At 70.3% G+C, this 24,154-nt stretch carries 25 protein-coding genes and 1 tRNA gene; 9 read left to right on the forward strand and 17 right to left on the reverse strand.

Annotated features, from left to right (window positions below; genetic code table 11):
• Positions 1–301: 301 nt before the first annotated feature.
• Positions 302–1,075, forward strand: a complete 774-nt coding sequence (larB, locus tag AC5JJ2_RS07735; protein WP_495857397.1) for a nickel pincer cofactor biosynthesis protein LarB — start codon at positions 302–304, stop codon at positions 1,073–1,075.
• On the opposite strand, the gene AC5JJ2_RS07740 is transcribed toward larB, so the two are convergent.
• The 6 genes from AC5JJ2_RS07740 to AC5JJ2_RS07765 all read right to left on the reverse strand — a co-directional run bounded on the left by AC5JJ2_RS07740 (position 1,032) and on the right by AC5JJ2_RS07765 (position 7,322).
• Positions 1,032–2,327: a DUF5690 family protein gene (locus tag AC5JJ2_RS07740; protein WP_495857398.1), complete on the reverse strand. Its 1,296-nt coding sequence runs from the start codon at positions 2,325–2,327 to the stop codon at positions 1,032–1,034. The genes larB and AC5JJ2_RS07740 overlap by 44 nt on opposite strands.
• Positions 2,328–2,402: 75 nt before the next feature.
• The gene (locus AC5JJ2_RS07745; RefSeq protein WP_495857399.1) at positions 2,403–3,740 is read right to left on the reverse strand and encodes a Gfo/Idh/MocA family protein; all 1,338 of its coding nucleotides are present in this window, start codon (positions 3,738–3,740) and stop codon (positions 2,403–2,405) included.
• Between the two features lie 99 nt (positions 3,741–3,839).
• Positions 3,840–5,444: a VTT domain-containing protein gene (locus tag AC5JJ2_RS07750; RefSeq protein ID WP_495857400.1), complete on the reverse strand. Its 1,605-nt coding sequence runs from the start codon at positions 5,442–5,444 to the stop codon at positions 3,840–3,842.
• Positions 5,441–6,238 (reverse strand): NRDE family protein, encoded by a 798-nt coding sequence (locus tag AC5JJ2_RS07755; RefSeq protein WP_495857401.1) that lies wholly within the window; start codon positions 6,236–6,238, stop codon positions 5,441–5,443. The genes AC5JJ2_RS07750 and AC5JJ2_RS07755 overlap by 4 nt, the downstream gene beginning before the upstream one ends.
• The gene (locus AC5JJ2_RS07760; RefSeq protein ID WP_495857402.1) at positions 6,226–6,777 is read right to left on the reverse strand and encodes a DinB family protein; all 552 of its coding nucleotides are present in this window, start codon (positions 6,775–6,777) and stop codon (positions 6,226–6,228) included. Before AC5JJ2_RS07760 ends, AC5JJ2_RS07755 begins: the two co-directional genes overlap by 13 nt.
• 80 nt (positions 6,778–6,857) lie before the next feature.
• Positions 6,858–7,322, reverse strand: a complete 465-nt coding sequence (locus AC5JJ2_RS07765; protein WP_495857403.1) for a DoxX family protein — start codon at positions 7,320–7,322, stop codon at positions 6,858–6,860.
• A gap of 77 nt (positions 7,323–7,399) precedes the next feature.
• Between AC5JJ2_RS07765 and AC5JJ2_RS07770 the strand changes: the two genes are divergently transcribed.
• The 5 genes from AC5JJ2_RS07770 to AC5JJ2_RS07790 all read left to right on the forward strand — a co-directional run bounded on the left by AC5JJ2_RS07770 (position 7,400) and on the right by AC5JJ2_RS07790 (position 12,347).
• Positions 7,400–9,286, forward strand: a complete 1,887-nt coding sequence (locus AC5JJ2_RS07770) for a sigma-54-dependent Fis family transcriptional regulator (protein ID WP_495857404.1) — start codon at positions 7,400–7,402, stop codon at positions 9,284–9,286.
• 299 nt (positions 9,287–9,585) lie between these two features.
• Positions 9,586–10,167, forward strand: coding sequence for an RNA polymerase sigma factor (locus tag AC5JJ2_RS07775; RefSeq protein ID WP_495857405.1), 582 nt, complete (start codon positions 9,586–9,588; stop codon positions 10,165–10,167).
• A 72-nt stretch (positions 10,168–10,239) separates the two neighbouring features.
• Entirely contained in the window at positions 10,240–10,449 is a 210-nt protein-coding gene (locus tag AC5JJ2_RS07780) for a hypothetical protein (protein ID WP_495857406.1), read from the forward strand.
• Between the two features lie 94 nt (positions 10,450–10,543).
• A complete protein-coding gene (locus AC5JJ2_RS07785; RefSeq protein WP_495857407.1) occupies positions 10,544–11,593 on the forward strand; it encodes a Rieske 2Fe-2S domain-containing protein in 1,050 nt (349 codons plus the stop codon).
• Positions 11,580–12,347, forward strand: a complete 768-nt coding sequence (locus AC5JJ2_RS07790) for a hypothetical protein (RefSeq protein ID WP_495857408.1) — start codon at positions 11,580–11,582, stop codon at positions 12,345–12,347. Before AC5JJ2_RS07785 ends, AC5JJ2_RS07790 begins: the two co-directional genes overlap by 14 nt.
• Positions 12,348–12,488: 141 nt before the next feature.
• Here the strand turns inward: AC5JJ2_RS07790 and AC5JJ2_RS07795 are convergent.
• Both AC5JJ2_RS07795 and AC5JJ2_RS07800 read right to left on the reverse strand, forming a co-directional pair.
• A tRNA-Sec gene (locus AC5JJ2_RS07795) sits at positions 12,489–12,583 on the reverse strand.
• A 90-nt stretch (positions 12,584–12,673) separates the two neighbouring features.
• Positions 12,674–14,077 (reverse strand): undecaprenyl-phosphate glucose phosphotransferase, encoded by a 1,404-nt coding sequence (locus AC5JJ2_RS07800; protein ID WP_495857409.1) that lies wholly within the window; start codon positions 14,075–14,077, stop codon positions 12,674–12,676.
• A gap of 74 nt (positions 14,078–14,151) precedes the next feature.
• Between AC5JJ2_RS07800 and AC5JJ2_RS07805 the strand changes: the two genes are divergently transcribed.
• The gene (locus AC5JJ2_RS07805) at positions 14,152–14,322 is read left to right on the forward strand and encodes a hypothetical protein (protein ID WP_495857410.1); all 171 of its coding nucleotides are present in this window, start codon (positions 14,152–14,154) and stop codon (positions 14,320–14,322) included.
• Between the two features lie 39 nt (positions 14,323–14,361).
• On the opposite strand, the gene ispG is transcribed toward AC5JJ2_RS07805, so the two are convergent.
• Positions 14,362–15,540: a flavodoxin-dependent (E)-4-hydroxy-3-methylbut-2-enyl-diphosphate synthase gene (gene ispG / locus AC5JJ2_RS07810; protein ID WP_495857411.1), complete on the reverse strand. Its 1,179-nt coding sequence runs from the start codon at positions 15,538–15,540 to the stop codon at positions 14,362–14,364.
• A gap of 240 nt (positions 15,541–15,780) precedes the next feature.
• Between ispG and AC5JJ2_RS07815 the strand changes: the two genes are divergently transcribed.
• On the forward strand, positions 15,781–16,965 hold the full coding sequence (locus AC5JJ2_RS07815; RefSeq protein WP_495857412.1) for an AAA family ATPase: 1,185 nt from the start codon (positions 15,781–15,783) through the stop codon (positions 16,963–16,965).
• 19 nt (positions 16,966–16,984) lie between these two features.
• On the opposite strand, the gene AC5JJ2_RS07820 is transcribed toward AC5JJ2_RS07815, so the two are convergent.
• The 5 genes from AC5JJ2_RS07820 to AC5JJ2_RS07840 all read right to left on the reverse strand — a co-directional run bounded on the left by AC5JJ2_RS07820 (position 16,985) and on the right by AC5JJ2_RS07840 (position 19,556).
• A complete protein-coding gene (locus tag AC5JJ2_RS07820) occupies positions 16,985–17,224 on the reverse strand; it encodes a DUF4926 domain-containing protein (RefSeq protein ID WP_495857413.1) in 240 nt (79 codons plus the stop codon).
• Positions 17,225–17,235: 11 nt separating this feature from the next.
• Positions 17,236–17,568 (reverse strand): DUF6883 domain-containing protein, encoded by a 333-nt coding sequence (locus AC5JJ2_RS07825; protein WP_495857414.1) that lies wholly within the window; start codon positions 17,566–17,568, stop codon positions 17,236–17,238.
• Positions 17,569–17,609: 41 nt separating this feature from the next.
• Entirely contained in the window at positions 17,610–18,236 is a 627-nt protein-coding gene (locus AC5JJ2_RS07830) for a hypothetical protein (protein WP_495857415.1), read from the reverse strand.
• A gap of 148 nt (positions 18,237–18,384) precedes the next feature.
• Positions 18,385–18,822 carry an RrF2 family transcriptional regulator gene (locus AC5JJ2_RS07835; RefSeq protein ID WP_495857416.1) on the reverse strand — a complete coding sequence of 146 codons (438 nt, stop codon included), beginning with the start codon at positions 18,820–18,822 and terminating at the stop codon, positions 18,385–18,387.
• Positions 18,822–19,556: a phosphoadenylyl-sulfate reductase gene (locus AC5JJ2_RS07840; protein ID WP_495857417.1), complete on the reverse strand. Its 735-nt coding sequence runs from the start codon at positions 19,554–19,556 to the stop codon at positions 18,822–18,824. Before AC5JJ2_RS07840 ends, AC5JJ2_RS07835 begins: the two co-directional genes overlap by 1 nt.
• Positions 19,557–19,843: 287 nt before the next feature.
• Between AC5JJ2_RS07840 and AC5JJ2_RS07845 the strand changes: the two genes are divergently transcribed.
• Complete coding sequence (locus AC5JJ2_RS07845; protein WP_495857418.1) at positions 19,844–21,085, forward strand: competence/damage-inducible protein A; 1,242 nt, start codon at positions 19,844–19,846, stop codon at positions 21,083–21,085.
• A gap of 81 nt (positions 21,086–21,166) precedes the next feature.
• Here the strand turns inward: AC5JJ2_RS07845 and deoC are convergent, their stop codons facing one another.
• The 3 genes from deoC to lpxC all read right to left on the reverse strand — a co-directional run bounded on the left by deoC (position 21,167) and on the right by lpxC (position 24,112).
• Positions 21,167–21,847 carry a deoxyribose-phosphate aldolase gene (deoC, locus tag AC5JJ2_RS07850; protein ID WP_495857419.1) on the reverse strand — a complete coding sequence of 227 codons (681 nt, stop codon included), beginning with the start codon at positions 21,845–21,847 and terminating at the stop codon, positions 21,167–21,169.
• An 87-nt stretch (positions 21,848–21,934) separates the two neighbouring features.
• Positions 21,935–23,026 carry a Gfo/Idh/MocA family oxidoreductase gene (locus AC5JJ2_RS07855; RefSeq protein WP_495857420.1) on the reverse strand — a complete coding sequence of 364 codons (1,092 nt, stop codon included), beginning with the start codon at positions 23,024–23,026 and terminating at the stop codon, positions 21,935–21,937.
• 180 nt (positions 23,027–23,206) lie between these two features.
• Positions 23,207–24,112: a UDP-3-O-acyl-N-acetylglucosamine deacetylase gene (gene lpxC, locus AC5JJ2_RS07860; protein ID WP_495857421.1), complete on the reverse strand. Its 906-nt coding sequence runs from the start codon at positions 24,110–24,112 to the stop codon at positions 23,207–23,209.
• Positions 24,113–24,154: the final 42 nt, after the last annotated feature.

The raw sequence follows: 24,154 nt of genomic DNA on the forward strand, positions 1-24,154 counted from the left end.
CCGGCGGGCGGGGTGTGCCCGGCGACCGCCGGCGGGGGGGGGGGGCCCCCGCCCCCCCCCCCCCCGGCGGGGAGTACGCGAACGCGCCGACGGCCGCGACGACCCCGCCGAGTAGTCCGATGATCCAGCCGCGCATGGCCCCGCCTCCGCCCGAGATTCCGGTCCTATCGGATGTATCGGCTACGCCGGCGCGGGAATTCATCCGAGTTGGCAACGTGGGGAAAAGATTCAAGTTCCGGGTCGCGACGACGGCCGCGGGGAAAAATAAACCGAGTGGGTATCCTCTGTTTCGAGGTTCTCGATGACCGCGGACGAACTGCAACGGCTGCTCGAATCGGTCCGGGCCGGGGACGTGGAAATCCCGGCCGCGGTGAAGCTGCTCGCCCCGCCGACCGGCGACCTCGGGTTCGCGACGCTCGACTTCCACCGCCGCGAGCGCTGCGGGTTCCCGGAGGTCGTGCTGGCCGAGGGGAAGACGGCGGACTGGGTGGAACAGGTCGTCCGGCGGATGCGGGAGGCCGGGCAGGACTGCTTCGCCACCCGACTCAGCCCGGCCCAGGCGGACCACCTGGCCGGCCACTTCCCGGACGCGGAGATCGACCGGCTGGCCCGCACGTTCTGGCGGCCGATGCCCGGCGACCGGCCCGCGGCCGTCGGCGACATCCTCGTCGTCACCGCGGGCACGGGCGACCTACCCGTCGCGCAGGAGGCGGTCGTCACGGCCCGCGTCATGGGCACGCACGCCACGCTGATCGCGGACGTGGGCGTCGCCGGAATTCACCGCATCCTGAAGCACCGGGAGCGGCTGACGGCGGCGGACGTGATCGTCGTGTGCGCCGGCATGGACGGGGCGCTGCCGAGCGTCGTCGGCGGGCTGGTCGATTGCCCGGTCATCGCCGTGCCGACGAGCATCGGGTACGGGGCCGCGTTCGGCGGCGTCGCGGCGCTGTTGACGATGCTGAACAGCTGCGCCGCCGGCGTCGTGGTCGTGAACATCGACGCCGGGTTCAAGGCCGGGTACGTGGCCGCGCTCACGGCCCGACGGATCGCGAAGGCACGGCCCGACGGACGGTGAGGGCGGCGCTGGCCGTCATCAGCACGACGCCGCTCGCGGACACGACGTAGGCGGCCGGGACGAAGAACGCCAGCCGGTCGAACTCGCCGAACGCCAGGTCGCGGACCAGTTGCGACAGCACCGAGCCGGTGTACCCGATGGCGTCGGCGAGTTGAATCGCGAACACGGACGTTCCGGCGAACCGGCTGGCCGCCATCAGCCGCTCGAACAGGACGGCCCCGTAGGGCACGAACGCGAGGTACTGCCCGACGCCGAGGGCGGCCATCCACGCGAAGGCGTCGATCATTCCCGCCTGGTATACGGCCGTCGCGACGCCGATGACCGCGAACCCGACGACGATGACCGCGTACACGCACCACAGCGCCGCCCGGTGGCCGCGGACGAGGTTCAGCCCGCCGATCGCGACCACGACGCCGAGCATCGCCCACAGCTCCGTTCGGGTGAAGATCGCCCGTCGGTCGCCGAGGCCGAGGGACTGGAACAGCTCCGCCCCGTAGTGGTCGCGGAAGTCGCGGAACGCCGTGACGAACAGGTACGCCGCGAGCAACAGGCCGAACCCGACGCCGAACTGCCGGAGGAACGCCCGCCGCTGTTCGCGGCCCATCGTCGGCCGGGCCGCGCGGTCCGCGATGTCCGCGGCCGACGGCTCCGGCAGCTGGTTCAACAGCACCACGGCCAGCGCGAACGGGCCGAGGAACAGCCCGCCGGTGACGGCCGGCATCCACGCCTCGGCGACGCCCCACGACTTCATCACGAGGTCGCGGCCCACGTCCCGCGTCACGGCGCCGGCGATGACGTAGGAGCAGCTCAGCCCGGCGATCATCGCGTCGCTCGCCCGGCGGCCTTCCAGGTAGCGGACGCACAGCCCCCACACCATGCCGAGCGGAAGGCCGTTGAGGAACATCGCGACCGGCTTCCAGTCCGCCGGCAGGTTCGCGAACAGCACGAGCGCGGCTTCCGCGAACAGGATCAGCCCGACGAGCCAAACCGCGCGGCGGGACGACCGCACCTCGGAGCAAAACTTCGTGCCGAGGTACTTCGACAGCATGTAGCCGAGGATTTGGGCGACGACGCACGCCGTCTTGAGTTCGACCCGCGTGTCGAGGAACCGGAGGCCGGTGAACGTGACGGCGTCGAACGGCTTGCGGAACGCGTACATGCCGAAGTAGACGGCGAACGCGGCGGCGACGCCGTAGGCGGCGAGCACGCCGACCGGGGCGGGGGCGAGGCGGCGGGTGACGGCAGACGGCAAGCGCGCACTCCGGGCGGACGCGGCGAGTGTACGGGGGCGGCCGGGGGCGGGGCATGAAGTTTCGGGGAATCCCCGCTACCCCGCCGGGTGGACCCACGGGGCACGGTACGGCCGCTTCAGTTTGGCCGTTGCCTCCTCGTCGCCGACGCAGGCGTGCTTCTCCGCGTCCCACGTCAACGTCCGGCCGAGTTGCTGGCTCAGGTTCGCGAGGATGCAACTGGCCGACGAGACGTGCCCCTCCTCGATGTCCGACACCGGCTTGCCGCGGCTCTCGCGGGCCTTCAGGAAGTCCTGCCAGTGGGCGCGGATCGCCGGGGCGACGTGCTTCTCCAGGTCCTTCTCCGTCTTGTCCTCCGGGTACTGCTCCAGCTCGTACGTCACGTCCTTGTGGACGGCCTTCCCGTTGTTCGGGACGAAGTCGTACCCCATGACGCTCGCCTTGAGCGTCCCCTTGTCGCCGTAGATCGTCGCGCCCCACGGGTACTTCGGGTCCGGGGCCGGGCCGTAGGTGCGGTGCTGCCAGACCACGTCGAGGTTCGGGTACGTGAACGTCGCGGTCTGCGTGTCGGTGATGTTCGCCTTCGACTTCTTGTCCACGAAGATGCCGCCGGTGGACGACACCTTCAGCGGCCAGCCGAGGCCGAGCATCCACCGGACCATGTCGAACATGTGGATGCACATGTCGCCGACGATGCCGTTGCCGTACTCCATGAACGCCCGCCACCGCCGCGGGTGGACCAGCGCGTTGTACGGCCGCAGCGGGGCCGGGCCGGTCCACATCTCGTAGTCCAGGTGCTCCGGCGGCGGCGCGTCCGGCGGGTTCTCCTTCGCCCGCATGTGGTAGTAGCAGTACGTCTCGACGAGGCCGACGGTGCCGAGCTTCCCCGAGTCGATGAACTCCTTCTTCGCCTCGACGAGGTGCGGCGTGCTCCGCCGCTGGGTGACGACCTGCACGACCCGGTTGTGCTTGCGGGCGGCGGCGAGCATCGCCTTCCCCTCCAGCACGTCCACGCTGATCGGCTTCTGCACCCACACGTCCATCCCGGCCTCGCACGCGGCGATCATCGGCATCGCGTGCCAGTGGTCCGGCGTCTCGACCATGCACACGTCCAGGTCCTTCTCCTTGAGCAGCTCCCGGTAGTCGCCGTACACCCGCGGCTTCTTCTTGGACGCCTGCCGCTGGCCGACTTGCTCCGCGGCGTCGGCGAGCATCTTCGAGTCCACGTCGCACAGCGACACGACCTCGACGGTCGGCAGCACCTGAATGAGGCGGAACAGGTCGCACTTGCCGTACCACCCGGTCCCGATCAACCCCACGCGGAGCGGCTTGGGGTCGGCGGCGGCGGCGAAGTACCCGCCGGTCGAGAGGGCGAGGCCGGCGGACGCGGCCGAGAGGAAGTCACGACGGTCCATGAGAGAGGCTCCGGGCGAACGAGGTGCGGGCCGGACGAAGCGAGGACGCGGGAAGTGTAAGGGGGACGGGATCGGTCGGCCAGCAGGCCGCCGCGGCGGTCAATCGGCCCGCGGGTCGGGCTTGTTGCGGCGGTGCTCCCTCACCAGGGCGAGCAGTTCCCCGGCCGTCGCCGGCCGGTGGCCGGCGCGGCGGTTCGCGTCGCCGATCCGGAACAGCAGCGCCCACTGGCGGAACAGCGTCCGGTACGCCCGCCACAGGGGCCACGTCGGGTCGTAGAGGTTGGTCGATTCCGACGACACGCCGTTCAGCTCCACGACGGCGAACCCGCGGCCGGCCCGGAACGCGGCCGGGTCGGCGTACCGCACGTCGAACCGGCCGACGAAGAACCCGTCGAACGGCCCCGCGATGGCGTCGAACGCCGCCTCGAGTTCGGGCGTGAGCAGGTGGCCGCCGTCGCGGAACAGCGTCCCCTGGCAGTGGTTGCCGGCCGTCGCTAGCGCGAACCGCTCCCCGGCGGCGAGAACGCGGCCGACGTGCGCGGCGTGCCGGTCCAGGAAGACCGCCGCCTGCATCCGGAACCGCGGGTGCGCCCAGATCAGCCCTTCGAGCGTGGACCGGCCGTCCCCGGTGACGACGGGGAACACCTTGTCCGTGATCGAAAAGACGTGGCCGCGGGCCTCGCCGGGCAGCCGGTAGTAGAACACGCCGGCCTCGAACGGGCCGGGGTGGAACGGCTGAACGACGACCGGGCCGGGGTTCGCGAGCAGGTACTTCTCCGCGTCCGCGAGGTCGTGCGCCTTCCGCACGCCGGCCCCGCGCTCCCCCACGTCCGGCTTCAGGATGACGGGGAAGTCCCATCCGGCCTCCCGCACCCGTTGCGTTCGGTCGCGGATTTCGCCGGGCGGGATTAACAGCGTGGGGACGACCCACTCGGCGGGCAGCTTCGCGAGGATGTCGGCCTTCGACTCGCCGACCACGCCGCCGGCCGGGGCGATGCCGGGGTTCGCCGCCGTCCAGACGGTGAGGCTGCGGTAGCGCGCCGCCAACAGCAGGAACCGCGGGACGAGCGGCAGGTAGAAGACCCACGCCGGCCAGAACTCCCACCGCCAGACGCGGGACACCGCCGCGACCAGCTTCGCCCGGCCGACCGGGTCGAAGAGGCGGGGCAGCGCCTTCAGCCCGAGGAACCCGGCCCCGCCGACCGCCGGGATCGCGAGCCAGCCGATTCCCCCCACGGACGCCCCGGCCCACGCGACGGACAGGACGAGCAGCGGCGTCCAGACCGCCGCGGCCGCGGCCGCCCACGCGAGGAACCGGTACGGGCACGCCCCGACCACGCCGGCGGCGAGGAGCAGCGGCACGCGGGTTCCGGGCAGGAACCGGGCGGCCACCACCGCCCGCCCGCCGTGGTCGCACAGCCGGCGGGACAGCCCGGCGAGGCGGGCCTCGGGCAGGAGCCGCCGCGCGAACCGCCACCGCAGCAGCGGCCGCCCGCCGGCCCGGCCGAGGAACCAGACGGCGAAGTCGCCGAGGACGACGCCGGCGAAGCAGGCCGCGAGCGCCAGCGGGACGCTCACCTTCCCCGCGGCGACCAGCAGCCCGACGCCGATGCAGGTGAGGTCTTCGGAGACGAACGCGGCGACGATCACGCCGACGGCCAGGGCGACCGGGTCGGCGGCGAGGGCGGCGAGGAAGTCGGTCATGGGACGCCCGCGGGTCGGAAGGCCAGGGCGGTTCGGGTTTCGCCCGCCGGGTCGAACGCGGGCGCGGTGTACCACATGGTCGCCCCGGCGTCGTCGAGTTCGATGACGGCGTGGCTGACGGTCCGGGCCGCGTCGCGGGTCATGTTCACGCTCAGATGGTCGCGGCCCGGCCACCGGTGGCGGTGGAACGCGTCCTGGGCCGCGGCCCACCCGGCCGGCGGGCCGGCAAACAGCTCGTCGAACAGCTCCCGCCGCACCCTTTCGACCAGATGGTCGCCGAGGCCGGACGACGTGAACAGCACCGGGGAGCCGCCGAGCAGCCGGCTCGCGACCATCGGTGCGCGGCCGTCCCATCGGACGTCGGCGACGATCCCGCGGCCGACGAGGACGAGGCGGAACGGGGCGAAGTCGTGATAATTGAAGGCGCGCTCCAGTTCGGCCAGCGCCGCGGCCGGGGCGTCCGACCCGACCAGCGCGGGGATGAGGTCGCCGCGGCTCCTAACAGGGGTCCGGGAACAGGGGTCCGGGGTCAGGTGGGACCGGCCTTCTTCCTGACTCCTGACTCCTGTTCCCGGACCCCTGGGATTCACGTTCAGCACCGCCAGCGTTAGCCCGGCGTCGTTCACCGCCAGCCACGTCCCGCCGGACGGCGAGTCGGTGGGTAGCACGGCATGGCGGTCGCCGAACCGCCGGACCGCCGGCGGCGCGGCCGGCGGGCGGGTCGGCCGCTCGTCGCGGTTGAACGCCAGCCGCAGCCGGTCCCACCGCATCGGAACGACGGTCAGCGTACACATGCCCGGCTCCGCTGGTGGGCGACCGTGGACGGGGCGTACCCGAACTCGGCCGGGGGGTCGCCGCCCAGCAGCTTCACCATGATCCCGATGATCGCGTTGTGGTGGACCGTGTGGCTGACGACGAACGCCAGCTCCCGGTCCGGGCTGGTCTTGACGGCGACCGGCGGCCGGTCCGGCGTCACCAGGGTCGTCAGCTCGACGAGGGCGGGCAGCCCGGCCCACGGGAACGCGGTCACCTCCCCGTCCAGCCGGAGGATTTCGGCCATCGCGGCCAGCCGGTCCCGCTCCACGTCCGTCCCGCGGTCGCGGTGGTCGTAGTTCACCCGGCCGTCCCGCAGCCCCCGGAGCAGCGCCGCGACGTGGTCGAGGTTGTGCCGGACGTGCCCGCCGACGCTGCTCGGCACGACGCCGACCGGCTTCCGGGCGTACTGCTCGTCGGTGAGGGACGCGACCAGCTCGAACAGCTGGCGGAGCAGGCCGACGAGCGGCCGGACGGCCGGCGGCTCGGGACGTTCGGGGGCGCGGGCCGGCAGGATCATGTCGGGGTTCCGGGGTGGGTCGGGCTGTTCGTTCGATGCGAACCCGCCCCGCCGGGTTACACGAGCCGCGCGGGGGACGCCTACGGCCCCGTCAGGTAGTCGATGAACGGCAGTTGCCGCCACCGGAACGCGAGGACGACGACCGCCCCGACCGCGACGGCCACGGCCAGCCCGAACAGCAGCCCGCCGTCCCCCTCGCCGGTCGCCGGGTTCGTGACCTCGATTCCCAGGGACGTGAGGTGCGTCAGGATCGCCCCGGCGATGACGGCCAGAGCGACCGCCGCCCCGACGGCGGCCGTCCGCGGGATCAGCAAGAGGACGACGCAAACCAGTTCCACCAGGCCCACGAGCGTCGCGGCCGGGCGGCCGCCGCGGGACTCGAAGATGGCCCGCGTCTCGGGGGCGTAGGTGAACTTGAAGTACAGCGTCTGGGCCAGGACCGCGGCGACGGCGACCTGCGCCGCCCACGGCGCGGCGACGGCGGCCCACCGGGTCGGCCGGGGCGTGTCACGCGGCGGCGCGGCCGGCATCGAAGTCGGGGTCATCGCGTTCCTCCCGGTGTCGGCGTCCGCCGGCCGGGATACGATGCCGACACCGCCCCTTCGGTTACACCGAGCCACCCATGCCCGCCGACACGCCCCCGGTTGACGCCGCCGAGCTGGAGACCCTCCGGGCCATCGTCGAGGGGACGGTCCGCGAGACCGGGGAGGAGTTCTTCCGCGCGCTCGTGCGGAACCTGAGCCGGGCGACCGGCGTGCCGAACGCATTCGTGGCCGAGTTCGCCGATTCCGCCACCCGCATCCGGTCGCTCGCGTTCTGGGCGAACGGCGAGCACCGCCCGCCCGAAGAGTGGGATCTGGCCGGGACGCCGTGCGAGGACGTGCTGAAGGGGAACCTGTGCCACCACCCGACGGACGTGTGGCGGAAGTTCCCGAAGGACGAGGGGGTGGAGAGCTACCTCGGGGTCCCGCTGCGGGACGCGGCCGGGGCCGTCCTCGGCCACCTGGCGGTGTACGACCGGAAGCCGATGCCGCCGCGGCCGCGGCTCTTGTACACGTTCCAAATCTTCGCCGCCCGCGCCGCCGCCGAACTGGATCGGCTGCGGATGGACCGGATGCTACGGGACAGCGAGCGGCGGTTCCGGGAGCTGTACGAGGACGCCCCGATCGCCTACGTGACGCTGGACGCGGCCGGCTGCCTGCGGTCCGTCAACCGGGCGACGGTCGAACTCCTCGGCCGCCCGGCCGCGGCGCTCGACGGGTCCTGCCTGGCCGACTGCGCCCCGCCGACGCCGACCGGCCGGCCGCGGGTGCGGGGCGTCCTCGACGAGTTCCTGGCCGGCCGGGCCGTCGCCGGGGCGGAGGTGGAGTTCGCCCGGCCGGACGGGTCGCCGCTGTGGCTGGCGCTGTGGGTCCGCCCGCACGCCGACCCCGCCGGCGGCGTGGGCGGCGGCCGGGCGATCGGGGCCGACATCACGGCGCGGGTGCTGGCCGAGCGGGACCGGGTCCGCCTCCAGCAGGAGAACCTGTACCTCCAGGAAGAGATCAAGGCGGCCCACAACTTCGACGAGATCGTCGGCCAGAGTCCGGGGCTGGTGTCCGTCCTCCAGCAGGTGTCGAAGGTGGCGGTCACGGACGCGACCGTCCTCGTCACCGGCGAGACGGGGACGGGCAAGGAGCTGATCGCGCGGGCCGTCCACTCGGCCGGCCCCCGCCGCGGGAAGCCGTTCATCAAGTTGAACTGCGCCGCCCTCCCGACCGGGCTGGTCGAGAGCGAGCTGTTCGGGCACGAGAAGGGGGCGTTCACCGGGGCGACCGCCCGCAAGCCCGGCCGGTTCGAGCTGGCCGACGGCGGCACGCTGTTCCTCGACGAGGTCGGCGAGCTGCCGGCCGACGCCCAGGCGAAGCTGCTCCGCGTCCTTCAGGAGAAGGAGTTCGAGCGGGTCGGCGGCACGGCCCCGGTGAAGGTGGACGTGCGGGTGATCGCCGCCACCAACCGCGACCTGGCGAAGATGGCGGCCGACGGGACGTTCCGGGAGGACCTGTTCTACCGGCTGAACGTGTTCCCGGTCCGCCTCCCGCCGCTGCGGGACCGCAAGGACGACATCCCGCTGCTCGTCCGGTTCCTGGCCGCCAAGTTCGCCGCCCGGATGGGCAAGCCGCTCACGACCGTGGGGAAGGACACGCTCGACCTGCTCGTCGCGTACCGGTGGCCGGGGAACGTCCGCGAGTTGGAGAACGTGCTGGAGCGGGCCGTCATCCTGGCCGACGGCCCGGAGTTGGAGATCGACCCCGAGGTGCTCGCGGTCCCCGCCGCGGCGGCGGAACCGGCCGCGGGCGGGCGGAGCCTCACGGCCGTGGAAGCAGACCACATCCTGTCCGTGCTGCGGCAGACGAACGGGGTGATCGAGGGGCCGAACGGCGCGGCGCGGGTGCTGGCCCTGCACCCGAACACGCTCCGCAGCCGGATGAAAAAGCTCGGCATCGAACGGCCCGCCCCCGACGGCTGAGTACGCCGCCGAGGGCTGTTGTCTTGTTCCCTCCCCCCTTAGGGGGGAGGGAACAAAGGCACAAACGTCCCTCGTCCAACCACGTACCCTCCCACGACCGGTCGTGGCCGCCCACGAAATCTCGTGGGCGGTTCGGCCGCGGTCGCCAACGCTTCTCAACAAACCGCGTCCACGTTCATCTCTGAACCCTTCGTTTCCAGCGTTCCTGGCGCGGACACGGTCCCGCGCACGGATTCGGCACGCCGCTCGCGTTAGGCACGACCCGCGACCGAATTCCACGTTCCCCCGAGATATTTTTTATGACCCCGACCGCGGCCGGGTGCGGCCCCTGCTTGCCCGCATCGAACCCCGACGCCGAGCTGCTCGCCCGCCTGCGGGCCGGCGACGAGGCCGCCTACGAGGCGCTGTTCCACCGACACGCCGGGGCGATGCTCGCCGTCGCCCGCCGGTTCCTCGGCGATACTGACGACGCGGCCGACGCCGTGCAGGAGGCGTTCGTGTCCGCGTTCCGCGCGATGAAGTCGTTCGCGGGGACGGCCCGGCTCGGGACGTGGCTGCACCGGATCACCGTGAACGCCTGCCTGATGAGCCTCCGCGGCCGCCGGCGGGACCGGCTCGTTCCGCTCGACGAGTTCGCCGCCCCGGCCGCCGCGCCCGACGACGACCGGCTGGACCGGGCCGAGACGGCCGCCTGGGTCCGGTCCGGCATCGCCGAGCTGCCGGACGCCTACCGGACGATCATCCGCCTCCGCGACCTGGACGGCCTGGACACGCACGAGACGGCCCGGCGGCTGGGGACGAGCACGGAGGTGGTGAAGACCCGCCTGCACCGCGCCCGCCAGGCGCTGCGGTCCCGGCTCGCGCCGCGGTGCGCGGCGTGACCCGCGCGGGCGGGGAACTGTTACCTGAGCTTCCGACTTGCATCAGAGCCGTGTCCTTCCCGGAGTGTCCGCGTGACCGCCGCCGAGTGGATCGTGATTGCCGTCGCCGCCTACGCGGCCGTCGGGCTGGCGTTCGGGCTGGCCTTCGTCGCCGTCGGCGCGGCCCGGCTCGACCCGGCGGCGCGCGGCACGTCCGTTGTCTTCCGCGCGGTCATCCTGCCCGGCAGCGTCGCCCTGTGGCCGGTCCTGTTGTGGAAGTGGGTCGGGAGGACGGCGGCATGACGCGAGCACACCGGCGGGTCCATGCGTGGGCGTGGGTTGTGATCGCGGCGGCGGTCGCCGCGGTCTGGGTCGCGACGGCGGTACGAGGTGGGCCGTGAGCGTCATACACGCGCCGGTGAAGTGGAACCGGAACAAGCGAGTCTACGACCTGTTCGTCGCCGGCGGGGTGCTCGGCTACCTCGCGGCGTTCGTCGCGGTCGGCGCGCTGATCGGGATCGGTTTCCCGATCCTGCTGATGCGGGCGCTCGGGACGTGCGCCCTCGTGATGCTGCACGTCGTCCTGGCCGTCGGCCCGCTCGCGCGGCTGGACCGCCGGTTCCTGCCGCTCGTGTACAACCGCCGCCACCTCGGCGTGGCCACGTTCCTGGTCGGCCTCGGGCACGCGGCCGTCGCCGTCGGCTACTACCACGGGTTCGGCGGCGTCAACCCGCTCGTCTCCGTCCTCTCCATCCCCGGCCCGCTGCCGTTCGAGTGGCTCGGCCTCGCCGCCCTCGGCGTCCTGTTCGTCATGGCCGCCACCAGCCACGACTTCTGGCAGAAGGCGCTCGGCGCGAGCGCGTGGAAATGGCTGCACATGCTCGTGTACCCGGCGTACGGGCTGCTCGTGCTGCATGTGCTACTCGGGGCGCTACGGGCCGAGCCGAACCCGCTGTACCCGGTCGTGGTCGGCGTCGGGTTCGCCGCGCTCGTCGGGCTGCACCTGGCCGTCGGGGTCCGCGAGCGGCGGCGGGACCGCCGCGGGCCGGCCGTGCCGCCGCGGTTCCCGCTGGAGGTGGCGTGGGTGGACGTGGGGAGCGTGGACGACATTCCCGAGGGCCGGGCGAAGGTCGTCTGCCTCCCGGACCGGGAGCGGGTGGCGGTGTTCAAGTACGATGGCCGCGTCTCGGCGGTGACGAACGTGTGCGCCCACCAGCGCGGCCCGCTCGGCGAGGGGAAGGTCGTGGACGGGTGCATCTCCTGCCCGTGGCACGGGTGGGAGTACCGGCCCGAAGACGGGTGCTCGCCGCCGCCGTTCCAGGAGAAGATCGCCACCTACCGGGTGCGGCTCCAGGGCCGCCGCGTCCTGCTCGACCCGGACCCGCTACCGCCTGGCACGCCGGTCGAACCCGCCCGTATCGAGGAGTTGGAGCATGTCCGACCTTGACGAGCACTTCATCGGCTGGCTGCCGATGCCGCGGGCGTACCGCCGGTTCCTGGTCCCCGTCGCCGCCGGCGTCGTCGCCGCGGTCGTCGCGCTGGCCGCGGTGATCGCGGGAAGCCAGCAGTCGCCGGGAGCCGGCCGGTGGGACGACGGGCAGCCGGTGGCGTTCACCGGCGTCGCCTACGCCGACCCTTACGCGACGGTCCGCGTGCCGGGCGAGAACCCCGGCGACCCGCCGGTCACGCTCCTGCTCGTCGAGGGGGGGAAGTTCGGGGCGGGCGACCGCGTCCGCCCGTTCGACGGCCGGGCGGTCCGCGTGGCCGGCACGCTCCTCGCCCGCGACGGGTGGCGGATGCTCGAGCTGGCGGCCGGCGACGACGGCCTCCGCGCCGCCGAGCTGCCGCCGGACGAGCTGGCCCGCCTCCGCCGGCCGCCGGCCCGCCCGCTGGGGGCGGTGACGCTCCGCGGCGAGATCGTGGACGCGAAGTGCTACCTGGGGGCGATGAAGCCCGGCGGCGGCCGGACGCACCGCGGCTGCGCCGTCTTGTGCCTGCGGGGCGGCGTCCCGCCGTTGTTCGTGTCCGACGGCGCGGGCGACGGCCCCTCGACCTACCTGCTCGCGAGCGAGTCCCTCGGGCCGATCGACGCCGTCCGGCGTGACACGGCCGGCCTCCCGACCGTGCTGGAAGGGACACTCGAACAACTGGGCGACCTCCCCGTCCTCCGCCTGACCGCGCCGCCCGTGCGAGGGGAGTAAGGCGGGCAGAGAGGCCACCGTCTCCCGCGAAGCCGTGGGGGTATACGTCGGGTGGCGGACGATGGCGGCAATCGACGGGTCGAAACGAGGACGTGTCAGACGGGAAGCAACCGATGCCGAAATCCGAAGGGCACTCATCCACGGGAGTGTATGGGAATCGAACCCACTGGGGGCGTTGTTCACACCCCCCACTGGTTTTGAAGACCAGGGCCGGCACCAGCCGTGCAAACACCCCCAAGCGGTCCAATCCATTCTAAGCGCCGCGAAGCGGCGGCATAGACGGCGGCCCACGATTCGCCCTCGGCAACCTGGCGCGAGGCCCCGGCTCAATACGCGTGCCTCTGCCTCTTGAACAGCATCGTGAACAGCGTCAGCGCCATGATCCGCAGGTCGAAGAACGGGTTCCAGTGCGTGATGTAGTACAGGTCGAACTGGATGCGGCGGCGGAGTGAGGAGTTCCCCCGCCAGCCGTTGACCTGCGCCCACCCGGTCAGCCCGGCCTTCACCGCGTGGCGGGCCGCGTAGTTCGGGATCGTCTTCTTGAACTGGTCCACGAACACCGGCCGCTCCGGCCGCGGGCCGACGATGCTCATCTCGCCCCGCAAGATGTTGAACAACTGCGGCAGCTCGTCCAGGTTCGTCTTCCGGAGGAACGCCCCGATCCGCGTGCAGCGGGGGTCGTTCTTCGCCGTCCACACGGCCCCGGTCTTCGCCTCCGCGTCCGGCCGCATCGAGCGGAACTTCAGCATCTGGAACCGCCGGCCGTCGAGCGAACACCGCTCCTGCCGGTAGAACACCGGCCCCGTGCTCGACAGCTTCACCAGCGCCGCGATCAGCAGCAAGAACGGCGAGAGGGCGACGAGGCCGACGAGCGAGAGGACCACGTCCATCGCCCGCTTGATGGCGACGTTCACCCCGAAGTGCCGGTTCTCGCGGAGGCCGAGGACGGTCATGCCGTGCAGGTTCGTCGTCGTCAGCGACAGCGCGGACATGGCCGGGGCGTCGGCGATCAGCCGCATCTCCAGCGTCGTCTGCGACAGCGCGTCGAAGATGCGGCGGACCTCGCCGTACCGGTTCATCGGCAGCGCGATGAAGACGTGCTCGATGTGCAACTCCTCCACCAGCCGCGGGAGGTCCGCGATCGGCCCGACGACGGGGTGATTCGTCCGATGGTGGTGCGCGTCGTCCTCGACGTAGGCGACGGTTTGAATCCCCATCCACGACGCGGTTTCGAGCATCTTGGCCGTCGTCCGGGCGAGGCGGCCGGTGCCGACGATGAGGGCGTGGCTCTGGTTGTACCCCCGCGCCCGCAGCCGGCCGAGCGCCAGCCACGAGAGGCGGCGGGAGAGTAGGATGCCGACGACGGCCAGCGGGGCGAAGAACGCGAACATCGCCCGCGGCCGGTACGGCGACTGCATCGCGAAGGTGATCGTCACCACCAAGAGCGTGAGGAACCCGACGCCCTTGAGGACGTGGTACAGCTCCTCGCGGAACCGCGAAAGCCGGGTCACGTCGTACATGGCCGACGCGCGGAACGCGACGAGGCCGAGGACGATGACGAGCGGCAGTTGGCCGACGCACAGCTCGAACGCCGGGGCGTCCGGGGCGACGATGGGAACCCACCCGGACCGCAGCCGGACGAAGTCGGCGGCGAGCCACGCGAGGGCGGTGGCGGCGAGGTCCCAGAACTGGAACCACGCGCGGAGCGGTTCGCTGCTGCGGGCAATCATCGCGGCCTTGTAGCACCGCCCGCCGGCGGGTGTCAAGGCGGCTAGAATGGGGGGACCACACCGGAGACGACGCGATGAAGTTGACCGCCGATCAGTTGCTGGCCCGGCTGTACGCGCTGCGGAAGGACTACGCCGACGACCCGGAAGACGAGACGTACCAGGCCCTGCACGCGGCGTTCATGTTCGTCTCGTACAACATCGCCGCGTTCAAGGAGTACGTGAAGAAGGAAGGCGAGAAAGAATAGCGGGCGAAAGCCCAGACACGGCCGTGCCTGGGCTTTCCGTCACGCGCTCACGACCGGCAGCTTCCGCCGCCCCAGCCCCTCGGCGTCCTGCTTCGGCAGCCGGTGGGCGTTCACCTTCTCCCAGTCCGCCAGCTCGACCATCAGCGCGTCCACGATCTCTTCCTCCTTCACGCGCCGCACCATCTCGCCGTTGCGGAAGATCATCCCCTGGCCGTTGCCGGCCGCGATGCCGATGTCGGCCTCGCGTGCCTCGCCCGGGCCGTTCACCACGCACCCGAGCACGCTGATCTTCACCGGCAGCCGCCGGCCGTTCAGCCTCTGTTCCAGTTCCGCGATGATCTTCTCCAGGTCGATCGCCAGCCGGCCGCACGTCGGGCACGCGATCAGTTCCGGCCGCCGCACGCGGCGCTGCGTGGCCTGCAGGATGTCGAACGCGGCCGCGATCTCCGGGACCGGGTCGCCGAGCAGCGAGATGCGGATCGTGTCGCCGATGCCGTCGAGGAGGATCGGCGACAGCCCGGCGGCGCTCTTCGTCACCGCGTAGGGCGGCTTCCCGGCCTCCGTGATGCCGATGTGCGTCGGGTAGTCGGCCAGCCGCGCGAACAACCGGTACGACTCGACCGCGACCAGCACGTCGCTCGACTTCAATGACACGATGATGTCGCGGAACCCCTCGCTCTCGCAAATCTCGATCGACCGCAGGGCACTCTCGACGATCGCCGGCGGGCACGGGAACCCGTACTTGTCGATCAGCTCCTTCTCCAGCGACCCGGCGTTCACGCCGATGCGGATGGGAAGCCCCTTGTCCTTCGCCTTCCGCACCACCTGCCGGAACCGCTCCTCCGTGCCGATGTTGCCGGGGTTCAGCCGAATCTTGTCCACAGGATGATCGAGCGCCGCGAGCGCCATCTTGTAGTCGAAGTGGATGTCGCAAATCAGCGGGATGCTGATCCGCTCCTTGATCCGCGACAGCGCCCCGGCGTCCTCCGGCTTCGGTACGGTGACGCGGACGAGTTCGCACCCGGCTTCCTCGAGCGCGTGAATTTGTTTGATAGTCGCTTCCACGTCGAACGTGTCGGTCGTGGTCATCGACTGGACGCGGACCGGCTCGTCCCCGCCGATGCCGACGCCGCCGACATTCACCACGCGGGTCTTGTGCCGCGGCTTGCCCGGAACCTTCGGGGCGGATTCGAGGACGCTGTAGTCGAAGCGGGGCATCATCAATCTCCGGGCCGCCGGGGGAACGCACGAGGGTAACCGTGGTTAGTGTAGTGCGGGCAACGAAATCGCGTCGAGCCAGACTTCCGAAGTCCGGCTTCGACTTCGGAAGTCGAACGGGAGAGGGGCGTCAGCAGTTACAGTTGAAGTTCCCGCGGGGGATCGACTTCCGAAGTCGAAGCCGGACTTCGGAAGTCAAGATTCCCCGAACCTCCGCCCCGGCCGGGTGTCTGTCGCGGCATGACGCACCTGCACAAGTTCACGGCCGACCACCGGCTGCTGGTCACGGCCGCGGCCCACGCCGGCGGGTTCCGCGACCCGGTCGCGTTCGACGCCGACGTGTTCGAGTACCACCTCCTGAAGGCCGCCCGCCGCGGCCGGTTCGTCCCGGTGGACGGCGCGTTCATCCGCGACTGGGACCCGACGTTCCGCCGCACCTACCCCGGCATGAACGTCGGCCTGCGGCTGTACCACCTGGCCGGCGTCACGTTCGTGAAGGCGTACACGGCCGACGCCGCGGACCACTACTGCTGCGGGTACAACATCCTCGTCTGCGACCGAGCCGACTACACCCGGCTCTACCGCTTGGCGAAGAAACTCCGCAAGGAGGCGACGCCGCCGAACCCGCCGCCGGTCCTGGCCGCGGACGTGCAGGACAAGCTCTGGCAGAACACCGTCGGCTACCTGGAGCCGCGGAACCTGGCCCGCATCCGGCGGTTCGGCGGCCGGGCGAAGCGGGGCCTGCTCCTCACCGGGCCGCCCGGCAACGGCAAGACGAGTGCCTGCCGGTGGATTTATCAAGAGTGCGTGCGGCGGAACTGGGACTACAAGCTCATCTCGCCGGACGACTACGCCGCCGCCCGCCGGGACGACGACCCCGGCGAGGCCGTCCGCCGGCTGTTCAAGGTGTCCAAGCAGGGCGTGATCTTCTTCGACGACCTGGACATCGCGCTCCGAGACCGGGACACGGTGAAGGAGACGGACGACCAGTCGGTGTTCCTGACGGCCCTGGACGGGGTGAGCGGGAACGAGGCGGTGGTGTACGTGTTCACGACGAACTGCGACATCAAGCTGATCGACCCGGCGTTCCGCCGGCCGGGCCGGATCGACCTGACGCTGCACTTCCCGCGGCCGGACGCGGCCCTGCGGCGGAAGCTGGTCGAGCGGTGGGACGCGGAGATTCGCGCGACCGTCGGCGTCGAGCGGATCGTGGCCGACTCCGAGGGGTTCAGTTTCGCGGAGCTGGACGAGTTGAAGAACCTGCTGATCGTGGACTACCTGGAAACGAGCGCCTGGGACTGGGACCGGGCGAAGCGGACGTACCGCGAGAACCGGGCGGAGCTGTCCGCCGGCGGCAAGTCGCGGCTCGTGGGCTTCGGCCTCGCCGCGGCGACGACGAACGGCAACGGGCACGGGGGGAAGTGAGTTAGGGGCGTTCGAGAACTCAGGCTGCCCCGGCCCGCAGCCGGAGGGCCTGCCCGCGAGTGTGGAGCGGGATCAGTTGGTTGGCGCGGAGCGTGTGTAGGCCGTAGGTCGTCCCGTTCGGATCGCAGAATTCGACCTCGAACGCCTCGCCGTTGCCGAGTACATCGACAACAGCTCCGACCTCCCCGGCCGTGAGTCCCAAGGCGGGCACGTCCGCGGTCAGGGCAACGGTGTCCAACAGTTCGATCCGGTTTGGCATGATGACCCCTCTCAGTGAACATAGCACGTTGTCAGCCGAGGGAAATCCTCCCCCGCGCGGACGATCCAAGCGGACCGGATGGTCGCCGAGCCGATTTGTGTGGTGGCTACGAAGTCGAGTTGATAACGCTGACCGAACTCGTCCGCCGCACCCGCCACCGCCTCGCCGGAAGCGGCCGCGTCCAGAAGCCAGTTCCGCAACAACACCGCGTCCGTCATCGTGATGCCCAACGCGGCCCGAAACACGGCCGCCTTGTGCTTGCCGACCGGGTGTTCGATCGACAGGCAGTATTCGGTGAGCTTGCGGGGATCGACCTCGGCCCGTTCGGGATTCGGCAGGGGCATTTCAGGATCGTAATCCCAGTATGTGAGGTACGCAAGACTCTCTATTCACGGAGCCGCTCCGGCAGCAGTATTTCACCGTCGGTGACTTTCGTGAGTGCGCTAAACCCCAACTGGCGTGCCGCTTGTTCGTACATGCGGATGAAGCCTACCGCCTCCGTCTTCAGCTTGAACGACCGGCCATCAACCTTGCGTTGGGGGACGAATATCTCAGAAACCAGAGCCAACTCGATGAACATCGATTGGAGCCAAGGGACTTCTCGCGTGTATCCCGAAGCCCATCGCGCGCCGCAGGCGTCCATGATTCGCTTGTGCGAACCCCGTCGGTCATACGAATCGACCATTTCGCAGCAGCCGAAATGCACAAATGAAATTGCCCCCGCTTTTGCCCGGCCGAGCGCCTCAATAATTGCTTCGACGGGAATGTCTGTGCGTGGGTTCGGACTCAATCCTGATTTGCCGCCGTGACTCGCGAAGTAAAGAAACGCCCCGGCATTCCTCGGGATATGAGAAACGTAATGTTCGATGTCTTCCGCGTTCCTAAACGTGCGATGGCAAAGGTCGATGTTCCGGTGGCTTGTTGCCAACGCTTGGAAGTACGGCAGCACGAGGGGGACTTCGTGCTTGCTCCACCAAAAGCCTTCGAGCACCACGATGGGAGCTTTACTCATGCGTCACAGCGGTTGGAGAAGGTAAGCAGTCGGCCACGCTCGCGTGGAGGCAATCCAACGGTCACGTTGATGAAATGGTTCAATAAGTAACGGCCTGGGGGAGTAGCCGCAAGAAAAAACCTGACGGGCCGAGGAAGGGCGTCGTTGATCAAATCACGTACTGCAACCCCTGCCCCGCCTGGGACAGCGCGGCGAGGGTCGTCTTCTCCAGAATGTCCCGGCGGCTCCGCAGGATCGTCCGCCACACGTCCCGCAACGCCAGCGCCATCGGCGACGCCGTGCCGTCCGTGCGGGTCGTCGGGCGGTTGCCGTTCGCGCCCGGCTCGGACCGGTCGATCACGTCCATGATGTCCGCCAGCGTGACCTCCTCCGGCGACCGGCCGAGGTGGTAGCCGCCGGCCGCCCCGCGGGTGCTCGACACCAGGCCCGCCCCCTTCAGTTGCAACAAGATTTGCACGAGGAACCGCTGCGGGATGCCGTGCGCGTCGGTGATGTCCACCAGCCGCACGGGCCGCGGGTCGCCGTGGCGGATCGCCAGTTCGAGCATGGCGAGACAGGCGTACTCGGCCTTCGCGGAAAACAGCATTAGATGCCCGCCCCGTCTTTGACTTCGATCACGTGTAACCCGCACTCCTTCTTCACCTTGCCCGCCCACCGGCCGGCCCGGTCGTCCTCGCCCGGCCGGACCGCCCGCGTACACGGCCAGCAGCCGATGCTCGGGTAGTCCTGGTCGTGCAGCGGGTTGTACGGCACGTCGTGCTTGTGAATGAACCCCCACACCTCGCGCTTCGTCCAGGTGAGCAACGGGTTCACTTTCACCACGTTGAACTTCGCGTCCCACTGGACGACGGCCGCGTTCGCCGCGCGGTTCTCGGTCTGGTCCTTGCGGATGGCCGAAATCCACGCGAGCGGGTCGTACTTCGCCATCGCGTTCCGCAGCGGTAGCACCTTGCGGTCGAAGCAGCACTGGTCCGGCCGGTGCGTGTACAGCGGCCCGCCGTGCTCGGCCTCGTACTCGGCGACCGTCGTGGTCGGGCGAACGTACACCACCTCGATGCCGTAGCGGACCTTGATCCGCTCGCGGAGGTCGAGCGTTTCCTGGAACTGGTAGCCGGTGTCGAGGTTGATGACGGTGACGGCTGGCTCGATCTCGGCGAGCATGTGCAGGATGCAGCAGCCTTCCGCGCCGAACGCCGTCGCCATGAGCAGCCGCGGGTGGAACTGCTTCACCGCCCACCGCAGCACGTCCTGCGGCGGCGCGGCGGCCAGCTCCCGCGCGGCCGCGGCGATGGCTTCATCCGACATACGGGCGACGGTCATGGGAGACGCCTCTGATCCTGCGGAGTATCTTTATCGAAATTCTAAGGTTTGAGTCAAGGTCTCGATGAGAAATCGGTGTTGGAAGTCCGAGTTCCTGCCCGATTCGCCCGGTCGGAACATGATTCCAGACGCGGCTGATAATCATAAAATGTTTTCCGATATGATTTTATGTTGTTGTCAAAAATGATTCCGGACTTTTGAAATGATTCCAGCGGAGGGTGGGGGTGTCGGGTGTGGAATCATTTTCGACTATCATGGCAAGACCATACCATCGCCGGAACGCGACCATGAAAGCGGAAGTCATTTCCATCGGCAGCGAGATCACGAGTGGGCAAAACCTCGACACGAACGGCCAGTGGCTCAGTCGGCGGCTCGCGGAGTTGGGCGTGCCGGTCGGGTTTCACACGACCGTCGCCGACGACCTCGCGGACAACATCGCCGTCTTCCGCACCGCCCTCGGCCGTGCCGACGTGGTCCTCGCGACGGGCGGGCTGGGGCCAACGCAAGACGACCTGACGCGGGAAGCGATCGCCGCCGTCGCCGGGGTCGAGTTGGTCGAGGACGCCGCGTCGCTGGACCACATCCGCGGGCTGTTCGCGAAGCGCAATCGCGAGATGCCGGAGCGGAACCGGGTGCAGGCGTTGTTCCCGCGCGGGGCGGAGTCGATCTTCAACCCGTCGGGCACCGCCCCCGGCGTGTGGATGCGGTTCGGGGCGAAGGTCGTCGCCGCGATGCCCGGCGTGCCGAGCGAGATGTTCCGCATGTTCGACGAGCAGGTCCGGCCGCGGCTGCTGGCCGCCGGCATCGGCGGCGGCGGCGTGTTCGTGCAGCGGAAGATCAACACGTTCGGGACCGGCGAGTCGGCCATCGAGGAGAAACTGCTCGATCTGACGCGGCGGGACCACGTTCCGGAAGTCGGCATCACCGTCAGCGACGCCGTCATCTCGCTCCGCATCCTCGCGCGGGCCGCGACCGAGGCCGACGTGAAGTTGCTCGTCGCGCCGGTCGAGCAAACGATCCGCGCGCGGCTCGGCGACTACGTCTTCGGCGTCGAGGACGAGGAACTTCACGACGTCGTCGTCCGCCGGCTGATGGAGCGTCAACAGACGGTGGCGACGGCCGAGAGCGTGACCGGCGGGCTGGTGGCGCACAGTCTGTCGAAGGTCCCCGGCGTGAGTTCCCACTTGATGGGCGGCGTGGTGGCGTACACGAACGACGTGAAGACGCGCGAACTCGGCGTGCCCGTGGAGATGATCGAAAAGTACACGGCGGTGAGTACGCACGTCGCGAAGGCGATGGCCGAGGGCGTGCGAACGAAGTTCGGCACGGCCTACGGCGTCGCGACGACCGGCTACGCCGGGCCGCAGGCCGCGGCCGACGGCACGCCGGCCGGCACGGTGTACGTGGCCGTCGCGTCCGCGAACGGCACGCGGGTCCAGCCCTTCACCTGGGGCGGCACGCGGACGGAAATCCAGAGCCGCACGGCGAAGCTGGCGCTGAACCTGCTCAGGTTAGAAATGCTTTCGTAGGGTGGGTCGAGTCTTCGAGGCCCACCGTGTTGGACGACATCCGCGCCGGTGGGCCTCGAAGACTCGGCACCACCCTACAAATCACACCCCCAACTTCGCCTTCGCGTCTTCCAGGATGGCCTTCGTCGCCGTCGCGCCGACGCGGGTGACGCCGACCTCGCGGACCTGGATCAGCGTGTCGTAGGTCCGCACGCCGCCGGCCGCCTTCACCTGCACGAACGCCGGGCTGTGCTGCCGCATCAGCTTCAGGTCCGGGATCGTCGCCCCGGTCTCGGCGTACCCGGTCGAGGTCTTCACCCAGTCGGCCCGCACCTCGCCGCAAATCTTGCACAGCTCGATCTTGTGTTCGTCCTTCAGGAGCGCGTTCTCGAAGATGACCTTCACCTTCGCGTTGGCCGCGTGCGCCACGTCCACGACGGCGGCGATGTCGTGGGCGACGTAGTTCCACTCGCCGGAAAGAACCTTGCCGATGTTGACGACCATGTCGAGTTCCGTCGCGCCGTCCGCCAGCGCGATTTCCGATTCGGCGACCTTGATCTTTGTGACGTGTCCGCCGTGTGGGAAGCCGATGGTCGTGCTGGCCTCCACCGTGCTACCGGCGAGCAGCTTCGCGGCGAGCCGCACGGCGTAGGGCTTGATGCACACCGACGCGACGTTCAACTCGCGGGCGAGGAGGATGCCGCGCTCCAGGTCTGCGTCCGTCAGTTGCGGCTGGAGCAGCGAGTGGTCGAACATCTTGGCCAGGTCGGCGAGCGTCGGCATGAGAAACCCTCGTGTGGTGGAGGGGAGTCTATTGACGCAAAAAGCCCCGGCACGATCGTGCCGGGGCTTTCGGGTTTAAGGATCGCGTTACGCCGCTTCCGCCTTCGGAACCTCGAACAGCCACCCGGCCGGCCGCGGCATCCGGTTCGGACCGATGGGGCCGTCCGCCCGCCCTTCCCACTCGTGCGCCCGCAGGCTCGCGAGGATCCGCTCGGCGACGGCCAGCGCCTCCCGGCCGTCCTCGCCGGTGACGCGGGGCGTCCGCCCGGTCCGCACGCAATCGATGAAGTGCCGCAGCTCGCTCGTGAGCTGATCGCCCTTGCGGTCGCCGTCCACGTACCGCACCTGCAAGTGCCGGCCGAAGACCTCGTCCTTCAGCCGGGCGCGGGCCGCCGCGTCGAGCCGGTCGGCGCGGAGGCCGTATTGCCGCACCTCCGGGCTTTGTTGAACGAGGACCAACTTCCGCGTGACGAAGTCGATGCCGGCGTACCCTTCCGGTGCCCAGATGCGGAGCCGGCGCTTCGGCCGCTGCGTGATCCGGCTGGCGGTGACGTGCGCGATGCACCCGCTCTCGAACACGAGCCGGGCGTTCACCATGTCCTCGTGGCCGCCGAACGCCGTCGCGCCGACCGCCTCCACGGACTTCACGGCCGTGCCGTCGAGCGCGAGCAAGAGGTCGATGTCGTGGATCATCAGGTCGAGGACCGCGCCGATGTCGATGCTGCGGCCGGTGAACGGCCCGTGCCGTTCCGCCTCCACGAACTTCGGCCGGATCGGGCGGCGGACCAACTCCTCGAAGGCCGGGTTGAACCGCTCGATGTGCCCGACCTGCAGCGGCACGCCGGCCTTCGCCGCGAGCGCGATCAGTTCGTCGGCCTCCGCCAGCGTCGGGCAGATCGGCTTCTCGACAAGAACCGGGACGCCGGCCTTAAGGAACGCCGACGCGACCGGGTGGTGGTGGATCGTCGGCGTGACGATGGAGACGGCATCGACGGCGTTCAGCAGCGGCTCGAACGCCGTGTACGGCCGCGTCTTGAGCCGGTCGGCGACGAGTTTCGCCTGGTCGATGCTGGAATCGACGACGCCGACGAGGTCGATGTCCGGCATGCCGGCGAGGATGCGGGCGTGGTGCTGCCCGAGGTGTCCGACGCCGATCACGGCCATTCGCAAGCGAGTCATGTTGCCTTGCCTTCCTTGGCTCAGTCCGCGGGCACGTCCGTGTGCCGGTTGATCCCCTGGGACCGCGGCGTCCCGCCCGCCACGGCCCCAGCCACTTAAGACAGGTCGCCGATACCGGGAAGGTTGGCGGGCGGGACGCCCGCGGTCCCAGGGATTGCCTCCCAAAATTATCACACCGCGTCACGCGGCCATGCGGCGGGGGGGAAACGCCCGGACGGCCGGGGCCGTCGCGTTCGCCTCCGGGGCGACCACCCGTCGCGCCAGGTCCACGTTCAGCGCGTGGCCGGACCGGTAGGCGACGACGTGCCCGGCCAGGTCGCAGCCGGTTAGCGACAGGTCGCCGACGAGGTCGAGAATCTTGTGCCGGGCCGGCTCGTCCGCGAACCGCAGCTCGTTGCCGATCAGCCCGCGGGGGCCGAACACGAGCAGGTCTTCCACCTTCACGTGCCGGCCGACGCCCTGGGCGCGGAGGGCCGTCGCCTCTTCTTCGAGCACGAACGTCCGGCAGCCGGCGAGGTCGCGCGCGAACGTCTCCGGCGTCACGTCCACGGTGGCGACCTGCCGCGGGATCGGCGACCGCGGGCCGTAGTCGAGGATGTAGCTGATCCGCAACGTGGCGTCCGTCGCCGGGTGCAGGGCGACGCACGCGCCGTCGCGGGCCACGATTACCGGCGACCGCACGGTGAAGACCGGCTTGCGGGTGTCTTGCGGAACGATCCCGGCGTCGCGGATCGCGCGGACGAACCCGGCCGCGGACCCGTCGAGGCCCGGCGGTTCGGGGCCGGTGAGTTCGATGGTGCAGTTGTCGATGCGAAGGCCGGCGAGCGCCGCGAGGACGTGTTCGACGAGGGTGACGCCGTCCTGGGTTGTCCCGATGGTCGTGCGGCGGCGGGTGTCGGTGACGGCGGCGGCGCGGGCCGGCGTGCGGGGCGAGCCGGGCCGGTCCCCGCGGACGAACACGACGCCGGCGTCCGCCGGGGCCGGCCGCAGCCGGGCGCGGACCGGGCAGCCGGTGATGAACCCGGTCCCGGTCACATCGACGGCGCGGGCGAGCGTCCGTTGGAATCGGTACGCGATCGGTCGCACGGGGCGGGTTCCTGAGCGGGCGAGGGAGCGCCCGCCGGAGGC

This window comes from Limnoglobus sp., assembly GCF_059499385.1.